Origin of the sequence: Aeromonas cavernicola (assembly GCF_002795305.1) — a bacterium.
Classification (GTDB): Bacteria; Pseudomonadota; Gammaproteobacteria; order Enterobacterales; family Aeromonadaceae; genus Aeromonas; species Aeromonas cavernicola.
Genome location: NZ_PGGC01000165.1, coordinates 1 through 19,071, shown reverse-complemented (window position 1 = coordinate 19,071; position 19,071 = coordinate 1). Strand labels below are relative to the sequence as shown.

Here is a 19,071-nt window from a genome sequence, read left to right as displayed (position 1 = left end):
CGGGCAAACAGCAGCACCGCCACCAGCCCCGTCAGCAGGGTGCCTGCGCCCACCATAAAGAAGTCGAACATGCCGAGCGGCGGCGCCCCCATCTTGATCAGGAAGCTGTTGACGATCAGGTTGGTGGAGGTGCCGATCAGGGTCAGTACCCCGCCAAAGGTGGCAGCAAAGCACATCGGCAGCAGCAGCCGCGACGGGGCGTGGTTGGGATTGCGTTTGACCGCCCCCAGCATGGAGGCGACCACGGCGGTGTTGTTGACGAAGGCCGACAAAAAGGCGGTGGAGAACCACAGCTTCACCAGCACCTTGTTAAACGAGCCGGAGCCCACCAGATTGGCAAACCAGCTCATGACGCGGGTTTTTTCTACCGCCAGCGAGACCAGCAGCAGCAGCACCAAGGTCAGCAGGGCACTGTTGGTGTAGCCTGCCACCACGGCGTTGATCTCCGCCAGCCCGCTCAGGTAGGTGACGAGCACGGCGCCCGAGAACAGCAGCGCCGGGCGAAGTTTGCCCTGGATCAGCAGGGCGACCAGCGCAGCCAGCAGACCCAGCACCAGGGATTGTTGCCAGGTCATGGGCTTACTCCTTGTCGTTAGCGATGGTCAGGGCCTGCCAGTGCGGGAAGTGCTTACGCACCAGCGCATTGAGCTCGATTTCGAACTCGCTGTAGTGCCCTTTTACCGCTTTGGCGGCCAGCCCTTCCACGATCATGCCGGCGCCGACGGTGACGTTGGTCAGCCGGTCGATCAGGATAAAGCTGCCGGTATCGCGGATATCGCTGTAGGGATCGAATGCCACTGGGTCGGTCAGGCTCAGCTCGCACAGGCCGATCTCATTGAGTTTGAGTTCGCTTGCGTCCAGTTTATCGAGCTTGTTGATCTCGATGCGGTGGCGGATCGCCTCCACCTGACCGCGGCTCTTCTTGGTGGCCAGTTTGACGTCGTAGACACGGCCCGGTTGCAGGGACTCCTCCCCCATCCAGACAATATGAGCCAGCACGTTCTGGGTCACTTGCGGACGGTGGGCCGCATCCACCAGCAGGTCGCCGCGGCTAATGTCGATTTCATCGGCAAAGGTGACTGTGATGGCCTGACCCGGCAGGGCGTAATCGAGATCGCCGTCGAAGGTGACGATACGGGTGACGGTGCTCGCCTTACCGGACGGCAGTACCGCCAGCTGGTCACCCACCCGCAGGATGCCGGAAGCCAGGGTGCCCGCGAAGCCACGAAAATCGAGGTTGGGACGGTTGACGTACTGCACTGGTAGCCGCACCGGGTGGCGTTCGAGCTCGCGTTCTACGTCGGCACTCTCCAGCAGGGAGAGCAGGGTTTCGCCCTGATACCACGCCAGCTTGTCGCTTTGGTTGACCACGTTGTCACCGTCCAGCGCCGAGACCGGCACGATGTGGATGGTGTCGACGCTGAGCTTTTTAGCAAATTCGCGATAATCGGCACTGATGCGATCGAATACCTCTTGGCTGAACTCCACCAGATCCATCTTGTTGACCGCCACCACGAACTGCTTGATGCCAAGCAGGCTGGCAATAAAGCTGTGGCGACGGGTCTGATCCAGCACCCCTTTGCGGGCGTCGATCAGGATGATGGCCAGATCGCAGGTAGAGGCACCAGTGGCCATGTTGCGGGTGTACTGCTCGTGGCCCGGGGTATCGGAGATGATAAATTTGCGCTTGGCGGTGGAGAAATAGCGATAGGCCACGTCGATGGTGATGCCCTGCTCGCGCTCCGCTTGCAGGCCGTCGACCAACAGCGCCAGATCCAGCTTCTCGCCGGTGGTGCCGAGCTTCTGGCTGTCGGACTCCAGCGCTTTGAGCTGATCTTCATAGATCTGCTGGGAGTCGTGCAGCAGGCGGCCGATAAGGGTGCTCTTGCCGTCGTCGACGCTGCCGCAGGTAAGAAAGCGCAGCAGGCTCTTGTGCTGCTGGGCGTGCAGGTAGGCTTCAATGCCCTGTTCGCTGATGGCGGTCTGAATATGGTTGTTCATGCTGACGACTCCTTAGAAATATCCCTGACGTTTTTTCTGCTCCATGGAGCCAGCCTGATCGTGGTCAATCAGCCGTCCTTGTCGCTCGCTTGAGGTGGTGAGCAGCATCTCTTCGATGATCTCTGGCAAGGTGGTGGCATTGGACTCGATGGCCCCGGTCAGCGGGTAGCAGCCGAGGGTACGAAAACGCACCAGCTCCTGCTTCACTTCATCGGCGGCGGTCAGCGGCATGCGATCGTCATCCACCATGATTTTGATGCCGCTGCGCTCTACTACTGGCCGGTAGGCTGCGAAGTAGAGCGGCACGATGTCGATCTTTTCCAGATAGATGTATTGCCAGATATCCAGCTCGGTCCAGTTAGAGAGCGGGAACACCCGGATGCTCTCACCCTTGTTGACTTGGCTGTTGTAAACCCGCCACAGCTCCGGGCGCTGGTTTTTTGGGTCCCAGCGGTGAGACTTGTCACGGAAGGAGTAGACCCGCTCCTTGGCACGGGATTTCTCCTCGTCGCGGCGGGCGCCACCGAAGGCGGCGTCGAAACCGTATTTGTTGAGCGCCTGCTTGAGCCCCTCGGTCTTCATGATGTCGGTGTGCTTGCCGCTGCCGTGCACAAAGGGGTTGATGCCCATGGCGAGGCCGTCTGGATTCTTGTGGACGATCAGATCCAGCCCATATTTTTTGGCGGTTTCATCGCGGAAGGTGATCATCTCCTTGAACTTCCAATCGGTATCGACGTGGAGTAAGGGGAACGGGATCTTGCCCGGATAAAAGGCCTTGCGGGCCAGATGGAGCATGACGGAGGAGTCTTTACCGATGGAGTACATCATCACCGGGTTTTCAAACTCGGCCGCTACCTCACGGATGATATGGATGCTCTCGGCTTCCAACTGCTGCAGGTGAGTCAGTCTTTCACGGGAGACACCTGCATGGCTGCTCTCCACTTCAGGCTGCTGCAAATGGGTCACTTTTTCACGGTCCATGTCTGGGTCCTCGGTTCATTGCTAACGCGCGTGGTCAGGGCGCGGTTGGGGTCAGGTTGGCGCAGCGGTGGCTACGCCATCAACTGGGTTCAGTTATTCGAGCCTTCAGGCCAAATTAACCAGTTTCAGATCACTGCTATTCAGATCCTGGTCTGCGCGGCTGCCATATTTGCCAAACTGTTCGCCACTGTTTTCGCCAAACCAGGCCAGCTGCTGGCGCAGCGCGACCACCTCGCCGATGACGATAAGCGATGGGCTCACCGCCTGTTTGGCCAGCTCCGCCAACTCGGCCAAGGTGCCGGTTAGCACCCGTTGGCGAGCGGTGGTACCGCGCTCGATGATGGCAATCGGGGTGGCACTGCGGCGGCCATGACTCACCAGCTGCTGCTGGATATGCTCGGAGCGCATCAATCCCATGTAGATCACTAAGGTCTGGTTGGTGGCGGCGAGTTGCTGCCAGTCGGGCTCTTTACCCTCCTGCTGGCAATGCCCAGTGATAAAGACGGCGCTCTGGGCGTAATCACGGTGAGTGAGCGGAATACCGGCATAGGCGGTGGCACCGGCGGCGGCCGTGATGCCGGGCACCACCGAGAAGGGGATGCCTTCATCGGCCAGCACTTCCAGCTCTTCACCGCCACGGCCAAACATAAAGGGATCGCCCCCTTTCAGCCGCACCACCCGGTTGCCCGCCTTGGCGTATTCCACCAGCAGGCGATTGGTCTCCTCCTGCGGCACGCTGTGGGCGCCCGCCTTCTTGCCGACCGACACCAGAGTGGCGTCGCGGCGCACCAGATCGAGGATCTCGGCAGAGACCAGCTGGTCGTAGAGCACCACTTCAGCCTGTTGAATCTGTTGCAGCGCCTTGAGGGTCAAGAGGCCCGGATCACCGGGGCCCGCGCCGACCAAGACCACCTCGCCCACTTCGCTGTTGGCGTTGTCGAGGCCATCGCTCAGCCACTGCTCGGCACCTTGCCAATCCTGTTTCTCAATCAGCCCTGCCAGTTGATTGGAGGCAAAGGCGCGCTCCCAAAAACGGCGACGATCGGACAGAGATGAGAGCACCCGCTTGGCCTTGTCACGGACCCGGCCAGAGAGCTCGGTCAGGCCGCCAAGATGGCGCGGCAGCAGGCTCTCCAGCCGCTCGCGCAACAGGCGCACCAGCACCGGCGCCTTGCCGCCGCTGGAGACCGCCACCATCAGCGGCGAGCGATCGATGATCGAGGGGAAGATAAAGCTGGAGCGTTTGGGGTCATCCACCACATTGACAAACAGACCCAGCTGGTTGGCACTCTGATAAACGAGGGCGTTGACTTCGAGGTTGTCGGTCGCTGCCACCACCAAAATCTGACCTGCCAGATGGGCCGGGGTAAAACGCGCCGCCAGATGGGTGAAACGACCGGCAAATTCGGCAAATTCAGGTTCAAGCTCAGGGGAGACCAGGGTCAGCCGAGCACCTGCTGCCAGCAGCAGGCGCGCCTTGCGCAGGGCAACCTCGCCTCCGCCCACCAGTAACACTGGGCGGCCATCCAATTTGGCAAACATCGGCAAATAATCCATCTCGCACCTCGTCAGTCTTGATGGGCGCACTCTAGCCGGATGTCTTAGTTGTATTAAATAATAAAGAACGTTTAGTTATAGCTTTTTTGCATATCGTTGCGGATAAAACGGTAATAGCCATGCTGAGCGGGGTGAGGGCGGCGCACGCTATGAAGGGGGGCGGGCAATGATATCGGTGCAGATCAAGGGGAGAGGAAAACAGGGTGGGATTGAACGTAGGGGTAACGTTGGCGCGAGCCGCAGTGCATATTCGCTAGCCCCGTGGTGGGTTGCGGGGCTAGCGGAGGGGATTAGGGCTGATAACCGTTGGGATTACGACTCTGCCAGCGCCAAGTATCGATCATCATCTGTTCTAGCCCACGGGTTGCCTGCCAGCCAAGCTCGTCACGGGCCTTGTGGGGCTCAGCCCAACACTCGGCGATGTCGCCTGGGCGACGGGGCTTGATTTGATAAGGGATGGTGCGGCCGCTGGCGGCCTCAAAGGCCTTGATCATCTCCAGCACCGAATAACCCTGGCCGGTGCCGAGGTTATAGGTAAAGACGCCAGTATCGGCGGCGATGCGGGCCAGCGCCTTCAGATGGCCAATGGCCAGATCAACCACATGGATGTAGTCCCGCACCCCTGTGCCATCAGCGGTGGGGTAGTCGTTGCCAAACACCCCCAACTCGTTGAGTTTGCCGACGCCGACTTGGCTGATGTAGGGCAGCAGGTTATTGGGAATCCCGTTAGGATCTTCACCGATCAGGCCACTTTCGTGGGCGCCGACCGGGTTGAAATAGCGCAGCAGTACGATGGCCCAGCGTGGATCAGATTTGGCAAGATCTCGCAGGATCTCTTCCACCATCAGTTTGGAGCGGCCATAAGGGTTGGTGGCACTGGTGGGAAAATCTTCCCGCAGCGGCACCGAAGCGGGATCGCCGTAGACGGTGGCTGACGAGCTAAACACCAAGCGAAAGATGCCCGCGTTGGCCATCTCTTCACATAACACTAGGGTGCCAGTGACGTTGTTTTGGTAGTAAGTGAGCGGAATTTGGCTCGACTCTCCTACTGCTTTCAGGCCTGCGAAGTGGATAACTGATTCAATGGCGTGACGAGCAAACAGCTGCTGCAAACAGGCGCGGTCAAGAATATCCCCTTCGACCCAGCAAACCGGTTTGCCAGTGATCTGCTCGACCCGGTTAAGGGATTCAGGAGAGGAATTAGACAGGTTATCCAACACCACCACTTGCTGCCCAGCGCCAAGCAGCTCAACTAGCGTATGGGAGCCGATATAACCGGCGCCCCCGGTGACCAAGATCGTCATCTCTTATTCCATAGGCTGGTGAATGTGGGCTGAGTGTACTCCCCAAGTGGCAGTGGGAAAAGCACTGGGGCCGTAAGGGCCCGCTTATGGGCGGGCGCTGGTCAGCGAATACCGCGCGCTTCGCGGATCCACTCCCACGCTTGCTGGATCTCTTGGGTTTTCTCTTTGGCCATCTCCATCATCTCTGGTGGTAAGCCTTTGGCTGCGAGTTTGTCTGGATGGTGCTTGCTCATCTCCTTGCGGTAAGCCCGCTTGATCTCTTGGTCACTGTCGCTCTCGCTCACCCCAAGCAGCTGATACGCATCCTTGAGACGATCTGCCGTGGGCGCCCCTGGTTGGTACTGTCCGCCTGCGCCTCCTTGGCCATGGGCGCGATTGAAGAAATTCATCTGGGCCTCAGCCATCGCCAGAATCCGGGCCAGCTCAATCCGACTAAAGCCCAGCTCATCCGCTATCGTGTGCAAAATAGCCCGTTCACCTTCCTCGACTCGGCCATCGGCAAAGGCCGCTTGCAGCTGAACTTCGAGGAAGAAACGCAGAATATCGCGCTGCTCCATGCTCGCGCGGCGAAACTCGGCGAGTGTCTCACGCAGTGGAAATTCAGCCTCTTTACCCAGCCGAAATGACTCTTGGGCCTGCATCCGCAGTTTGCCAGTCAGCCGCATTCGATCCATCAGGTTGGAGGCAACGCGGATCTCTTGCTCTGTGACTTGGCCACTCGATTTTGCGATGTGGCCCATCACTGAGAAGGTCGCGTGAAAGAAGATGGCTTGTTGTGCCTGACTGGCTGGGCGGCGAAAGGCCCCTCGCAGCCCCATTCCCCGATCAAAACGGTGGCCAAGCCACAGTCCGATCAAAGCGCCAAAAATGTTACCGAGTAAAAAACCGAAGAAGGCGCCCAGCACCTTACCCCAAATACGCATGGTTCAAGACCTCGTGATTGCAGCCAGTCCCGCAGCATGGCGCGGGACTGGCCTGCCGATGCGGGAAGGGAGAATAAAAATAGAGCCACTGAGTCGGCAGGGGAAAATAGTCGTTATTAACCACGCCAGACCGCTGCGTTGTTTATCGGGCGAAGCGCTGACCAACGCCGTCGACTGAATCCAAATTAACCCGATACAACAATGCCTTATCGCTGGCGGTAACATAAAGCAATAAGAGGTAATGTCAACTTGCTATCCCCATGGGGGCGCGTCATCTCGCTGATAAAGGGGTGAGGCTGGTCATAGCGGAGGGGGGATAGTCGCGTATCACGATGCAACGGACTTTATCCCATCGTAAAAGTGGTTAATATGGGGCATCTCTTGATGCCAGATGAGTAATTGCATTGGGTGCAAACGATAGCCTTAATCTGACCGAACAGTTATTTACCCGGGTGCAAAAGGTGCTAGAAACTTCGCAAGTTTCTAACTCCAGCCCATTTGCTGAGGTCAATCCAGATGCCTACGAGTTATTCCTTGATGGCGCGGTTGCCAAGAGTTGGTACCGCTTGCTGCATCGCCCCACTTGGGTGTGGCAGGGGGCCGACCCGATCGAGGTTGAACAGATATTGGCACGTATCGCGATGGCCAGTGGTGAACGAACCCACGAGGGTTATCTCGATACGATCAAGGGCTATGTCCCAGGTAATTGGATTTATGAGTGGAGTCAGCTTGCCGGGCGCTACTTTAAGACTGGCCGTGACTTATATGAGCTGGGTGATGAACAGGGCGCGTTGCCAGCGTTACTCAAAGCGGTACGTTATTACTCTATTGCCAGTTATCCGCATCTCAAGCATGACGAGCTGGCTGATCAAGCTCAGTTGCTGGGTAACATGGCTTATCGTGAAGCTGGGCGCTTGCTGGATGTTCCCCTTAAAGAGATCCATGTGCCATTTCGTGGCAAGCATATTCAAGGTTATCTCCATCTACCAACCACCCAAAAGCCGGTCCCGTTAGTCATCGTTAGTGGCGGGATTGACTCTTTGCAGATTGATTTCATTCAGTTTTATCTCAAGCGACTCGCCCCTCATGGCATCGGTATGTTGTCACTGGACATGCCGGGGATTGGCTACGCCGAGCACTGGCCACTGGTACAAGATACCAGCCGCTTACATCAAGCTGTCCTCCATTATTTGTCTGATGTCCCGTGGGTAGATCAGCAACGCATTGGGATGGTCGGTTTTCGTTTAGCGGGCAATGTGGCTGCACGATTAGCCTTTATCGAACCGTTTAAATTACGTACAGTGGTCTGTGTTGGTGCTGGCGTGAATCAGGTGTTCAGTCGTCATGAACTGTTTGCCAAGTGCCCACGGATGATGCGTGATAGCCTAGCCAATCGGCTGGGGATCGATGCCGAGCAGTGGGACTTGATCAGAACAAAAAGCCAGATTTTTTCCCTGAAAACCCAAGGTCTGCTTGGGACTCGGACATCAGTACCCATACTTAGCATCGGTCACAAAAGAGACTTTATTTGTCCTGAGGCAGATATACGTGGGCTAGCAGCGACTAGCCGTAATGGTAAAGCGATAGTGTTTGATAAACAGCCTCTGTCTGAGGTCTATACCCAGTCAATGGACGAAATTGTTAGCTGGCTGAAACAACACTTGTGCTCAGCATGACGATGCGCTAAATGATATTGCCATGACTGAATGTTGCTGCTTGTTTAACAGGGAGGTTAACATGCCCGAAAAAGTAACGTACAAACGACTCTTACGGCAGTTTGCTGCCATCGGCCCCTATTTACGTGAAGATCTCTGTGAAGAAGGGCGCTACCGCTTCGATTGTTTGTCTGTCTGTGTCAGTGCCAAGCCTGCGCCCGACAAACGGGAGTTCTGGGGGTGGTGGCTGGTGTTGGAACAGGATGATCACCAGTTTCAATATCACTATCAGTTTGGTTTTTACAATGCTGATGGTGATTGGCTTGATAAGCCGATCCCCAAGAAGCATCAAGCCGAGGTCGAGCGCACGCTTAATCGCTTTTACAAGCTGCTCAGTGATAAATGCAACACCCTTGAATGTCATCTTTCGGCAGCTGAACAGGTCACTAATGAGCTGAGTGTGACTGCCGCCTGACCCTTAATGCCCTGAACGACGTTCGTTCAGGGCATTTTTCTCTTTATCTCCTTTAAGCCATCTGTTCAACCCCATCACCTGCAACCGGATCGTGCGTTGATACCTGTCATTGGGCTAATTGCCTTGCAGGGCAACAGGGCCGTGGGTATAAAGAGAACCCTTACTTTTTTAGCCTTTATGTTCCCATGGAAAACAGAACCATCGTCGTCAAGTTGGGCACCAGCGTGCTCACAGGGGGGTCTTCCCAGCTCAATCGTGCCCATATGGTCGAGCTGGTCAGACAGTGTGCGGCCCTGCACCGTCACGGCCATCGGGTCGTGGTGGTCACGTCTGGGGCGATTGCTGCCGGACGTGAGCATCTGGGCCACCCGCCACTGGCGCCAACCTTGCCCAACAAGCAGATGTTGGCGGCGGTTGGTCAGACCCAGTTGATTCGGGTGTGGCAGGATCTGTTCAACCTCTATGGCCTGCATATCGGCCAGATGCTGCTGACCCGTGCCGATTTGGAAGATCGGGAGCGTTACCTCAACGCCCGCGATACCCTGCGTACTTTGCTTGATCACCGGATCATTCCGGTGATCAACGAAAACGATGCGGTGGCGACCGCCGAAATCAAAGTCGGCGACAACGACAACCTCTCCGCACGGGCCGCCATTCTGGCCGATGCGGACCTACTGATCCTGCTCACCGACCAGAAGGGACTGTTTACTGCCGATCCACGCACTAACCCCGATGCCCAGCTGATTGAAGAGGTGCAGACCATCGACGATACCCTGCGCTCACTGGCGGGTGACAGCGTCAGCGGTCTCGGCACCGGCGGCATGGCCACCAAGCTGCAGGCGGCAGACGTGGCGCGCCGTGCTGGCGTCAATGTGGTGATCGCGACCGGCCAGATGCCGGAGGTGGTTGGCCGTCTTGCCAAGGGCGAGCGGATCGGCACTCTGTTCCCAGCGCTGGCCTCCCCGCTGGAAGGGCGTAAGAGCTGGATTTTGGCAGGGCCGCCCCCTCATGGTGAAGTTCAGGTGGATCAGGGCGCAGTGGCCGCAATCAAGCAGAAGGGTTCCAGCCTACTGCCCAAAGGGATTGTGGCGGTGAAGGGGGATTTTGTACGCGGTGACGTGGTGCGGATCCTTGATCCCGAAGGGGTTGAGCTGGCGCGCGGCATCTGCCGTTACGACCATCTTGAGCTGGCCCGCTTACGCGGTGTCCACTCGGATCAGATTGAACAGGTATTGGGTTACGGTTATGGCGCGGTAGCCATCCATCGAGACGACATGGTGCTGCTCTGATCAGGGCGGCGCCGCATGAACAAAAGGGAACTGAAATGAGTCTGGAGAAAATGGGGCAGGCGGCACGTGAAGCAGCCTATCAGCTGGCTACCATCAGCACGGCGCAGAAGAATCGGGCGCTGGCCGCCATCGCCGACGAGCTGGAGGCACGAAGTGAACAGATCCTAGCTGCCAACGACAAGGATATCGCCGCAGGCCGTGAGGCTGGCTTGTCAGAAGCGATGTTGGATCGCCTGCTGCTCAATCCGGCCCGGCTGGCTGGGATCGTGGCAGATGTACGCAAGGTGATCACGTTGGATGATCCGGTCGGCGCTGAAATGGATAGCAGGGTGCTGGAAAATGGCCTGCGCCTCTCCCGTCGGCGGGTGCCCATCGGGGTTATCGGTGTCATCTACGAGGCACGCCCCAATGTCACTATCGACATCGCCAGCCTCTGCCTCAAGACCGGCAACGCCAGCATACTGCGCGGCGGGCGCGAGACTTTCCACTCCAATCTGGAGCTGGTGCAGGTGATCCAGCATGCGCTGGTCGCCTCCGGCCTGCCGCAGGCGGCAGTGCAGTACATCGACAACCCGGATCGGGCGCTGGTGGCCGAGCTGCTGCGCCTCGATCGCTACGTGGACATGATCATCCCCCGTGGCGGTGCTGGCCTGCACAAAATGTGCAAGGAAAACAGCTCTATCCCGGTGATCATCGGCGGGTTTGGCATCAGCCATATTTTCGTCGACCAGAGCGCTGATCTAGTGCGTTCTCTGGCGGTTATCGACAACGCCAAGGTGCAGCGCCCCTCCGCCTGCAACGCCCTCGATACTCTGCTGGTACACGAGCAGGTGGCCGCCACCTTCTTGCCGCAGCTGGTGGCCTTGATGAACGAGCGCAAGGTGACACTGGTCGGCACGGCCAATGCCATGGCGCTGCTGGCGGGCGCTGACAACCTGTGCGAGGCGGGGGCGGAAGATTTCGACACCGAGTGGCTGGGATTGACGCTGGGGGTCAAGCTGGTGGCGGATGTGAACGAGGCGTTGGCCCATATGCGCGAGCATAATGCCGGCCACTCCGATGCCATTCTGACCAACGATCTGGCCAATGCCGAGCGTTTCGTCAATGGCGCCGGTTCGGCGGCGGTCTATGTCAACGCCTCGACCCGTTTCACCGATGGTGGCCAGTTTGGACTGGGGGCTGAAGTGGCGGTTTCGACCCAGATGCTGCATGCTCGTGGCCCCATGGGGCTGACCGAGCTGACCAGCTACAAGTGGGTGGGGCAGGCCGATTACCTCAGCCGAGCCTGATAACAGGCCGTTTAAGATACAAAAATGCCGACCTTGAGTCGGCATTTTTGTGGGCGCTTGACGGCGATGCCGCCTCGGCCACTACTCGTGAGCATCTCTTTCGATCACGATGTTGGAGAAACCCAGCTCTTTGAAGTAGTTCTCTCGGTAATCCTTCACGCTTTTTTTATCACGTCGGCACACCTGAGCTAACTGAGCTTCCATGGCATGAAAGCTGGCGAGATCGATCCCTTCGGCAGCGGCAACCGCATCATAAATGCTGTTGAACTTGTCGTTGGCATAGCCGATCGTTTTGGCCTGCTTCTGGTAGGTGTAGGTAATTTTGAACGCCATGGCGTTATTCCTTTGATTTGGCTTGCTTGCGCTGGACATAGAGGTAGAGGCTCTCCACCTTCTCTCGGGCCCAAGGGGTTTTGCGCAAAAATTTGAGGCTGGATTTGATGCTGGGATTATCGGTGAAGCAGCGGATATTGATCTGCTGCCCCAGCGCTTCCCAGCCATAGTGCGCGACCAGCGCGGTGACGATCGCTTCCAGGGTCAGCCCGTGCAGCGGGTTGTTTTTTTGCGACGGGGTCAGTTGTTCTGCACTCATGCCTGCGTCGCCAGTTTGGCAAAGGGTTGGCCCATGCGGGTGGTAACCCCGTTGGCCAGATGGGGCTCGAAACCGGCTAGCATGCCCGGGCCAAACAGGCAGACCACGGTGCTGCCCAGCTTGAACAGGCCCATCTCGGCGCCTTTTTGCAGGGTGATGGCCTCATCACCGCAGTAATCCCAGCGCACCACTTTCTTCTCTTTGGTTGGCGCAATGTTGCCAGCCCAGATGGTCTCGATGCTGGCCACGATAGTTGCACCGACCAACACCAGCGCCATCGGGCCGTGCGGAGTGCGAAAGGTGGCCACCACCCGCTCGTTACGGGCAAACAGGTTAGGCACATTCTCGGCGGTGAGCGGGTTGACGGAGAAGAGATCCCCCGGCACGAACACCATGCTCTCCAGCACGCCGTCCAGCGGCATATGGATGCGGTGGTAATCCTTGGGCGCCAGATAGATGGTGGCAAAGTCGCCGTCCTTGAAGGGCGCCACCAGATCATCATAACCGCCCAGCAGCTCGCGGGCGCTGTAGTCGTGGCCTTTGGCCTGAATGATGCGACCCTGCTGGATCGGGCCGAGCTGGCTGACGGTGCCATCCACCGGCAGGGCCAGGGTCATGGCATCATCAACTACCGGGCGGATACCGGGTTTGAGCTCGCGGGTGAAGAAGGCGTTGAAGCTCTGGTAGTGGGCCGGACTCTCGTGCAGTGCCTCACTCATGTCGACGCCGTATTGTTTGATAAACGCCTCGATCACCTTGGTGGTGAGGTTGCCCGCTTCTGCCGCAGCCAGCTTACCCACCAAGCGGGAGAGGGCGTGTTTAGGCAGACAGTATTGACCGGCAATTTTCAGGTTGTCAGTAATGCTCATGATCTTCATCTAAGGAATGAGTTGAATGGGTCACAGCCGTGCCTGTTGGCGGCCGTGGCGGGCTTCCTGCATGGTTTCCAGGATGCGGTGATAGTTGTGGAAGCGATCGGCGCTGATGGCGCCACGCTCGACAGCGGTGCGCAGGGCGCAGCCCGGATCATCCTTGTGAGTGCAGTCGCGGAACTTGCAGCCACCCAGATAGTCGCGGAACTCGATAAAGCACCAAGTGATACGATCGGCTTCCAAATGCCAGAGGGCGAACTCACGGATCCCTGGGGAGTCGATGAGATCGCCGCCGCTTGGGAAGTGGTAGAGCCGCGCCGTGGTGGTGGTATGCTGGCCAAGCCCCGAGTTTTCAGAGATCTCGCCAGTCAGCACATCTAGCCCCGGCATCAGGGCGTTGGTCAGGGACGATTTGCCGACCCCAGACTGGCCGACGAAGATGCTGATCTTGCCTTCGAACTGGGCCTTGAGCTCGTCAAGCCCTTCTCCGCTCTCGCAGCTTACCAAGATTACCTGATAGCCAAGCTTGCGATAGGGCTCGAGCTGGCTATCGATGCGCTTGCGCGCCGCGTCAGCCAGCATATCGACCTTGTTTAGCACGATGAGCGGCTGGATCTCCACATCCTCGGCGGCCACCAAATAGCGGTCGACGATGTTGGTGGAGAACTCAGGAATTACCGCTGAGACGATGATGATCTGGTCGATGTTGGCGGCAATGGGTTTGACCCCGTCGTAAAAGTCCGGCCGGGTCAGTACCGAGTGGCGCGGATGCACCGCCTCGATGACGCCTGCGGTTGCGGCATTGAGGCCTGGCCGCCACACCACCTTGTCGCCGCACACCAGACTGCTGATGCTGCTGCGCCGCAGGTTGCTGCGGTGGATGGTGCCATCGACCGCTTCCACGTCTGCGTGCTGACCAAAACGGCTGATCACTACCCCCTCAATGGCGGGCCCGAACAGGGTGTCATCCATCACTGTAGAGTGATCTTTTTGCAGCCGACGCTCACGGTTAGCCTGAACGCGCCGTTGTTGGCCCAGGTTGAGTTTTGCTTTCTTTGCCACGGGGGTTGCCAGTTTATGAACAGATCCAAAGCCCGTATGATACATGCAAATCGAGAAAATTCCGCCCTTCCTCCCAACAGAGAGAGTAATCATGACAGTTAGCGCGCAGAACTTGGTATGGATCGACATGGAGATGACGGGGCTTGATCCCGAACAGAATGTGGTATTAGAGATCGCTACCATCGTCACCGACAAGGACCTAAATGTACTTGCTGAAGGGCCGGTCATCGCTATTCACCAGAGCGATGAAGAGCTTGCCAAGATGGACGACTGGAACGTCAACACCCACACCAAGAGTGGTCTGGTGGCACGAGTCAAGGCGAGCCAGTACGACGAGGCGAAAGCCGTTACCGAGACCCTCGACTTTATCCGCCAGTGGGTGCCGGAGCGCACCAGTCCGCTGTGTGGCAACAGCATCGGTCAGGATCGCCGCTTTATGGTTAAGCACATGAGCGATCTGGAAGCCTTCTTCCACTACCGCAACGTCGACGTCAGCACCATCAAGGAGCTGGTTCGCCGCTGGCAGCCGGAACTGCTGGATCAGCTCCAGAAAAGCGGTAGCCACCAAGCGCTGGACGATATCCGTGAATCCATTGCCGAGCTGCAGTTTTATCGTGCTCGCGTCTTCAAGATCTGAGTCACTGGCGAGGAGTTGCCCCGCTTTGGTTGCTAAAATCGACACTTCGGCCAGCTTTTGAGCGAACGCATGCAGCTAGACAAAAAAGCCCTTGCAATTGGAATGACTGCTCTTATAATTCGGCTCCCGTACAGTAGCGCAAGCAACCAAATGCTGTACGGCCTGTTTTAAGGTAGTTGCGGGAATAGCTCAGTTGGTAGAGCACGACCTTGCCAAGGTCGGGGTCGCGAGTTCGAGTCTCGTTTCCCGCTCCAATAAGTGATGATGACACTGGTTCAATCCAGCCCGATGCGGGAATAGCTCAGTTGGTAGAGCACGACCTTGCCAAGGTCGGGGTCGCGAGTTCGAGTCTCGTTTCCCGCTCCAATCATCATCTTGCCTCAAGACAACCAAATTGTTGCGGGAATAGCTCAGTTGGTAGAGCACGACCTTGCCAAGGTCGGGGTCGCGAGTTCGAATCTCGTTTCCCGCTCCAAAAAATTTGTAAGTGATATTACGATGCGGGAATAGCTCAGTTGGTAGAGCACGACCTTGCCAAGGTCGGGGTCGCGAGTTCGAGTCTCGTTTCCCGCTCCAATTTTATATATTCTCCTCAATTTAATGACTGTGTTCTGTCATATCCCCTCTGCAATTTTTAATTAGTGACATAGCATCGTTGCGCGGTTATATCTTCTTACGCATTTGTACAGCTATTTATTCGCTTATAAAAAAGACACCGCTCTAAGAGCGGTGTCAGACGATAGGTAGATTTTTATATGCAGTTAAATGTCTAGGTACTATTTATCTTTTAATTACTCTGAATCAAATGATGACATGAGCTTCCAATCTAGCTGCGCTAATACTGGGTGCATTAATCTAAATTTTTCTAAGTGAGTTGATAAGGTATTTTTTAGTTTTACTACAAAAGAATTATCAACGCCCTTGTGTGTTACAAGCATGGCGGTTATGCCAACCGTAGCAACGGGTTCATCACGTAATCTATAGGTACTTGCTGGTATTGATTGTTTAATGTATGAAGGATTTTTTTTAATGAACTCATCTATAACATCTTGGCTAATTGCAACCAATCGAGCATTACACTGTGCTACTGCTTCACGAATAATTTGATTTGGATGGCCAGCAACAATAAAAAAAGCATCAATTTTTCCACTACATAACGCTTCACTTCGCTCTGCTGCTTTTAACTCTGTTTTTTCAGAAAACGCATCTTCTCCCCAATTAAGTACATTCATTATTTTATCGACTGCATCTCGATCGCCTGAGCCTTTATTACCAATATCAATCCGCTTTCCCTTTAAGTCATCAATTGTATAAATATCAGTATCACCGGCTACTACTATATTTAATGGTTCCGAGTAGAGTGAAAGTATGGGATAAATATCATTAACTGGTTTGTCACTAAATACACCACTACCAGATAGTGCTTGTTGTAAGACATCGGATTGGACTAACGCTAACTGCAGTTCTTTTTTCTCTAGTAACATGAGATTTTCAACCGATCCCCCAGTACTCTCGACCGCACACTTTTGCCCTATCTGCTCATTATTTATCAGCTGACAAATTGCTCCCCCCACTGGGTAATAAATACCTGTAACGGCCCCTGTTCCTATGGTCATTTGTATTGATGCTGGAGTCGCTAGTGCCACTCGGGTTGACAATGATAGAACTAGGCATATCGAAAAAAACATCCACTTTTTGTTCATCGCATCACCATCTCACCGTTATGGATTAAGTTGACTATGATTGAAGCACTGGATGGATAATAAGCAAGTAGGAGCACAATATGTCATTTGCTAAAAGATTGAATATTATGATTTTTTTTCTTTTCTTGACCGGTAGTATTGCTCTTGTATCACTAGAAGTTAACACTCTTCGTCGCTCAATCCTTGATCAAATGCAAGCAAATCTCGAAACATCTACCACTGCATTAGGATTAGTGCTTCAAGGTACTCTCCTTAATGGTGATAAAGTGCTGTCAGAGACTATTATTAATGCAATGTTTGATGGGGGATTTGTAAATTCTGCAACTTTAATTGACCCTGATGGCAAAGTACTTTTTGAGCGAAAATTTAGTTCTTCTCAACAAAACATTCCGTCATGGTTTACTGAGCTAATTGACATGCCAGCTGTAGCTCATGAACAAGAAATGACAGATGGCTGGAATATACTAGGAACTATACATCTTAGTGGTCATACTGGTTATGCCTACCAATATTTGTGGCAAGCTTTACGTACCGAAGTATCGTTATTATTTTTAGGCTTATTAGTATCTATGATTTCAATACAAATATTCTGTTACTGGCTGCTTTCACCGCTCAGAAAGATTCCTGTCGACCTAAATAATGATCATGTAATACGTGGGGAAATTAGTATTACAGAGCCTGATATGCTTGAAGCAAAAGCTATAGTCATAGCTATAAAAAAACTAATTAATTTTAATGTGGATAATTTAAAAAGACAAAAATTAAATATATTCTCACTCATCCGAGACTATCCTCAGGCAGCAATTGACATCGACTCAAATCATAACGTTGGAGTTACTGATAAATACACTTCATTCAAAAATAAAGAAGTAATTTACACTGTATCAAATCATGTAAATGATGACTTAATAAACATTAAGTTAACCAATCATACTGATGTTAAAACAAAAGATAGTTATAAAGGTATCAAAATTTCGATGGATTTAATTGATGTGCCAGAGTCTGATTGGGGATATGTTTTATCAACTCTTAATAAATTTAAAGAGCATATTATCGATTTTCGCTATGCTACCACCAACGAGCGAATGCAATTACGTTTGGCAGAGTTAAAAAACGAAGGTTTCAATGTGGCATTTCATAATTTTATCGTAACTGAAGATTCAATGTCTCTATTGCAATATAAACCATTGTTCATTTCAACATCCGTTCATTTTGCACCAATATTATGGAGCATGATTACTCATTACTATCGTACACATGGTGTTACTATGTTGTGCGAATCAACATCACCCAGTGTTAGTGTCAATATGCTCTGTGAGTGGGGTTTTGAAGGAACATTAGAAGGGGAAAGAGATGAATAAAATATTTTATTTTATGTTGCTTTTTATAAGTAGCTGTATTGCATCTGAACGTCTTTATCTAGGTACAGGAGATATTAATGGTATATACTATCAAATCGGAGGTGAATTTTGTCGATTAGCGACTAATTCTAATTTGAATTATCGCTGTGCAGTTGTTCCTAGTTCGGGGAGTATTGAAAATTTATCCTTACTTGAAAACAATGAAATTAACTTCGCAATAGTTCAGTCAGATTGGGTATATCAGGCTTATCAGGGCATTGGGCCGTTTAAAGAAAAACCGATGAATGAGCTAAGAGCTATTTTTGCTACGCATGCAGAACCTTTTACTCTGGTTGTAAAAGCAAATGCAGATATTAATAGTGTATTAGATCTGAAAAACAAAAAAATATATATTGGTATGCCTAATTCAGGCACTCGACAGACGGCAATAAATTTATTCAGTAAAGTAAATCTATCTCTTAATGACCTAAAAGAGGTAAATGTAGAGTATCCTTCAGAAGCGCTCTGCAAAGGAGCGATCGATGCATTTGCTATGGTGAGTGGTCATCCTAATAAAACATTAGTGGAAACCACAAAGCTATGTGACATTAAATTCATCGCTATAGATAAAGCGATCTTAGATAAACTAATGATGGGTTCTCCATTCTATCAAAAGAGCCAAATCCCACCTAGATTATACCCTGGAAATATTAAGCCTATACCAACATTTGCAGTGGCGGCCATACTCGTTACATCATCATCTACGAATCCTGATAAAGTATATGCGCTAACAAAAGGTATGTTAGATCAGCAGACAAACTTTAATAAGCAGACCTTTGCTTATGCTAACTTGTTTAGATTAAACAAACATAGAGTCGGTAAGGTTATTCCCATCGAGCAACATCCTGGAGCTAAAAAATATTTCGACGAGACAAAATAATTTTTTATAGTTCTCTTTTACATGTACAGGGGCGTTGTTGCCCAAATCAGCCAACAAATCATGACTTCCCCAGCCCCAAGTGACCGTTACACTCGGGGCTTTCTGACAGGCAGACCTAGGGTGTTCTGTTTGTTTATCGCACTCACATACGCCATCACTTCCCCCACCTGGCCGTTGTAGTGACGTAACCGTTCACCGGCAGGGGCTTGACGCACACAATTCGGCAGGGATGGGGTAATCCGTTTTCTCGATGCAGGCTTTGACGATGGCGCGCAGCCACTCCTGAGGACAACGTCCCAAGCGTTTGGCTGTCTCCACCAACGACAGGATACGCTGGCGAAACAACTCGCCACGATGTGAGCACACGCCGTAGCTTCCTTTGCGCCACAGCATCTCGTCATCCTTGATGAGCCATTCACAGCGACCACGATTGCGCTTCGAGCACAGCAAC

Annotated in this window: 18 protein-coding genes, 4 tRNA genes and 1 pseudogene; 11 read left to right on the top strand and 12 right to left on the bottom strand. The window is 53.7% G+C overall.

Going from position 1 to position 19,071, the window contains the following annotated elements; all coding sequences use genetic code 11:
* From CUC53_RS16000 to djlA, 6 genes are all read right to left on the bottom strand, one after another.
* The coding region (locus CUC53_RS16000; protein ID WP_272896771.1) for an SLC13 family permease at positions 1–575 on the bottom strand (575 nt) is incomplete at its 3' end.
* A 4-nt stretch (positions 576–579) separates the two neighbouring features.
* A complete protein-coding gene (gene cysN, locus CUC53_RS15995; protein ID WP_100295057.1) occupies positions 580–2,001 on the bottom strand; it encodes a sulfate adenylyltransferase subunit CysN in 1,422 nt (473 codons plus the stop codon).
* A gap of 12 nt (positions 2,002–2,013) precedes the next feature.
* Entirely contained in the window at positions 2,014–2,982 is a 969-nt protein-coding gene (gene cysD, locus CUC53_RS15990; protein ID WP_100295056.1) for a sulfate adenylyltransferase subunit CysD, read from the bottom strand.
* Between the two features lie 105 nt (positions 2,983–3,087).
* Positions 3,088–4,539: a siroheme synthase CysG gene (gene cysG / locus CUC53_RS15985; RefSeq protein ID WP_100295055.1), complete on the bottom strand. Its 1,452-nt coding sequence runs from the start codon at positions 4,537–4,539 to the stop codon at positions 3,088–3,090.
* A gap of 290 nt (positions 4,540–4,829) precedes the next feature.
* Positions 4,830–5,843, bottom strand: a complete 1,014-nt coding sequence (galE, locus tag CUC53_RS15980) for a UDP-glucose 4-epimerase GalE (RefSeq protein WP_100295054.1) — start codon at positions 5,841–5,843, stop codon at positions 4,830–4,832.
* Positions 5,844–5,944: 101 nt separating this feature from the next.
* Positions 5,945–6,766, bottom strand: a complete 822-nt coding sequence (djlA, locus tag CUC53_RS15975; protein ID WP_100295053.1) for a co-chaperone DjlA — start codon at positions 6,764–6,766, stop codon at positions 5,945–5,947.
* 404 nt (positions 6,767–7,170) lie between these two features.
* Between djlA and frsA the strand changes: the two genes are divergently transcribed.
* The 4 genes from frsA to CUC53_RS15950 all read left to right on the top strand — a co-directional run bounded on the left by frsA (position 7,171) and on the right by CUC53_RS15950 (position 11,474).
* On the top strand, positions 7,171–8,442 hold the full coding sequence (frsA, locus tag CUC53_RS15965) for an esterase FrsA (protein WP_100295051.1): 1,272 nt from the start codon (positions 7,171–7,173) through the stop codon (positions 8,440–8,442).
* 61 nt (positions 8,443–8,503) lie between these two features.
* Entirely contained in the window at positions 8,504–8,896 is a 393-nt protein-coding gene (gene crl, locus CUC53_RS15960; RefSeq protein WP_100295050.1) for a sigma factor-binding protein Crl, read from the top strand.
* 185 nt (positions 8,897–9,081) lie between these two features.
* Entirely contained in the window at positions 9,082–10,185 is a 1,104-nt protein-coding gene (gene proB / locus CUC53_RS15955) for a glutamate 5-kinase (RefSeq protein WP_100295049.1), read from the top strand.
* A complete protein-coding gene (locus CUC53_RS15950; protein ID WP_272896772.1) occupies positions 10,185–11,474 on the top strand; it encodes a glutamate-5-semialdehyde dehydrogenase in 1,290 nt (429 codons plus the stop codon). Before proB ends, CUC53_RS15950 begins: the two co-directional genes overlap by 1 nt.
* Positions 11,475–11,555: 81 nt before the next feature.
* Here CUC53_RS15950 and CUC53_RS15945 read toward each other — a convergent pair whose 3' ends face one another.
* Genes CUC53_RS15945 through rsgA form a run of 4 tightly spaced genes read right to left on the bottom strand, consistent with a single transcriptional unit; the run spans position 11,556 to position 14,000 of the window.
* Positions 11,556–11,807: a DUF2960 domain-containing protein gene (locus CUC53_RS15945; RefSeq protein ID WP_100295047.1), complete on the bottom strand. Its 252-nt coding sequence runs from the start codon at positions 11,805–11,807 to the stop codon at positions 11,556–11,558.
* Positions 11,808–11,811: 4 nt separating this feature from the next.
* Entirely contained in the window at positions 11,812–12,066 is a 255-nt protein-coding gene (locus tag CUC53_RS15940) for a VF530 family protein (RefSeq protein ID WP_100295046.1), read from the bottom strand.
* A complete protein-coding gene (gene asd / locus CUC53_RS15935) occupies positions 12,063–12,935 on the bottom strand; it encodes an archaetidylserine decarboxylase (RefSeq protein ID WP_100295058.1) in 873 nt (290 codons plus the stop codon). The genes CUC53_RS15940 and asd overlap by 4 nt, the downstream gene beginning before the upstream one ends.
* Before the next feature lie 30 nt (positions 12,936–12,965).
* A complete protein-coding gene (gene rsgA, locus CUC53_RS15930; RefSeq protein WP_201796781.1) occupies positions 12,966–14,000 on the bottom strand; it encodes a small ribosomal subunit biogenesis GTPase RsgA in 1,035 nt (344 codons plus the stop codon).
* Positions 14,001–14,091: 91 nt separating this feature from the next.
* Here rsgA and orn point away from each other — a divergent pair, with 91 nt between their 5' ends.
* From orn to CUC53_RS15905, 5 genes are all read left to right on the top strand, one after another.
* On the top strand, positions 14,092–14,637 hold the full coding sequence (gene orn, locus CUC53_RS15925) for an oligoribonuclease (RefSeq protein WP_100295044.1): 546 nt from the start codon (positions 14,092–14,094) through the stop codon (positions 14,635–14,637).
* 178 nt (positions 14,638–14,815) lie between these two features.
* Positions 14,816–14,891, top strand: a tRNA-Gly gene (locus tag CUC53_RS15920).
* 36 nt (positions 14,892–14,927) lie between these two features.
* Positions 14,928–15,003, top strand: a tRNA-Gly gene (locus tag CUC53_RS15915).
* Between the two features lie 33 nt (positions 15,004–15,036).
* Positions 15,037–15,112: transfer RNA gene (locus tag CUC53_RS15910), tRNA-Gly, on the top strand.
* Positions 15,113–15,137: 25 nt separating this feature from the next.
* Positions 15,138–15,213, top strand: a tRNA-Gly gene (locus tag CUC53_RS15905).
* Between the two features lie 215 nt (positions 15,214–15,428).
* On the opposite strand, the gene CUC53_RS15900 is transcribed toward CUC53_RS15905, so the two are convergent.
* A complete protein-coding gene (locus CUC53_RS15900; protein ID WP_100295043.1) occupies positions 15,429–16,340 on the bottom strand; it encodes a TAXI family TRAP transporter solute-binding subunit in 912 nt (303 codons plus the stop codon).
* Positions 16,341–16,420: 80 nt separating this feature from the next.
* Between CUC53_RS15900 and CUC53_RS15895 the strand changes: the two genes are divergently transcribed.
* Complete coding sequence (locus CUC53_RS15895) at positions 16,421–17,701, top strand: LapD/MoxY N-terminal periplasmic domain-containing protein (RefSeq protein WP_100295042.1); 1,281 nt, start codon at positions 16,421–16,423, stop codon at positions 17,699–17,701.
* Complete coding sequence (locus CUC53_RS15890) at positions 17,694–18,620, top strand: TAXI family TRAP transporter solute-binding subunit (RefSeq protein WP_100295041.1); 927 nt, start codon at positions 17,694–17,696, stop codon at positions 18,618–18,620. The genes CUC53_RS15895 and CUC53_RS15890 overlap by 8 nt, the downstream gene beginning before the upstream one ends.
* A gap of 192 nt (positions 18,621–18,812) precedes the next feature.
* Here the strand turns inward: CUC53_RS15890 and CUC53_RS15880 are convergent.
* Positions 18,813–19,071 (bottom strand): annotated as a pseudogene (locus CUC53_RS15880) (IS66 family transposase); the annotation flags it as partial.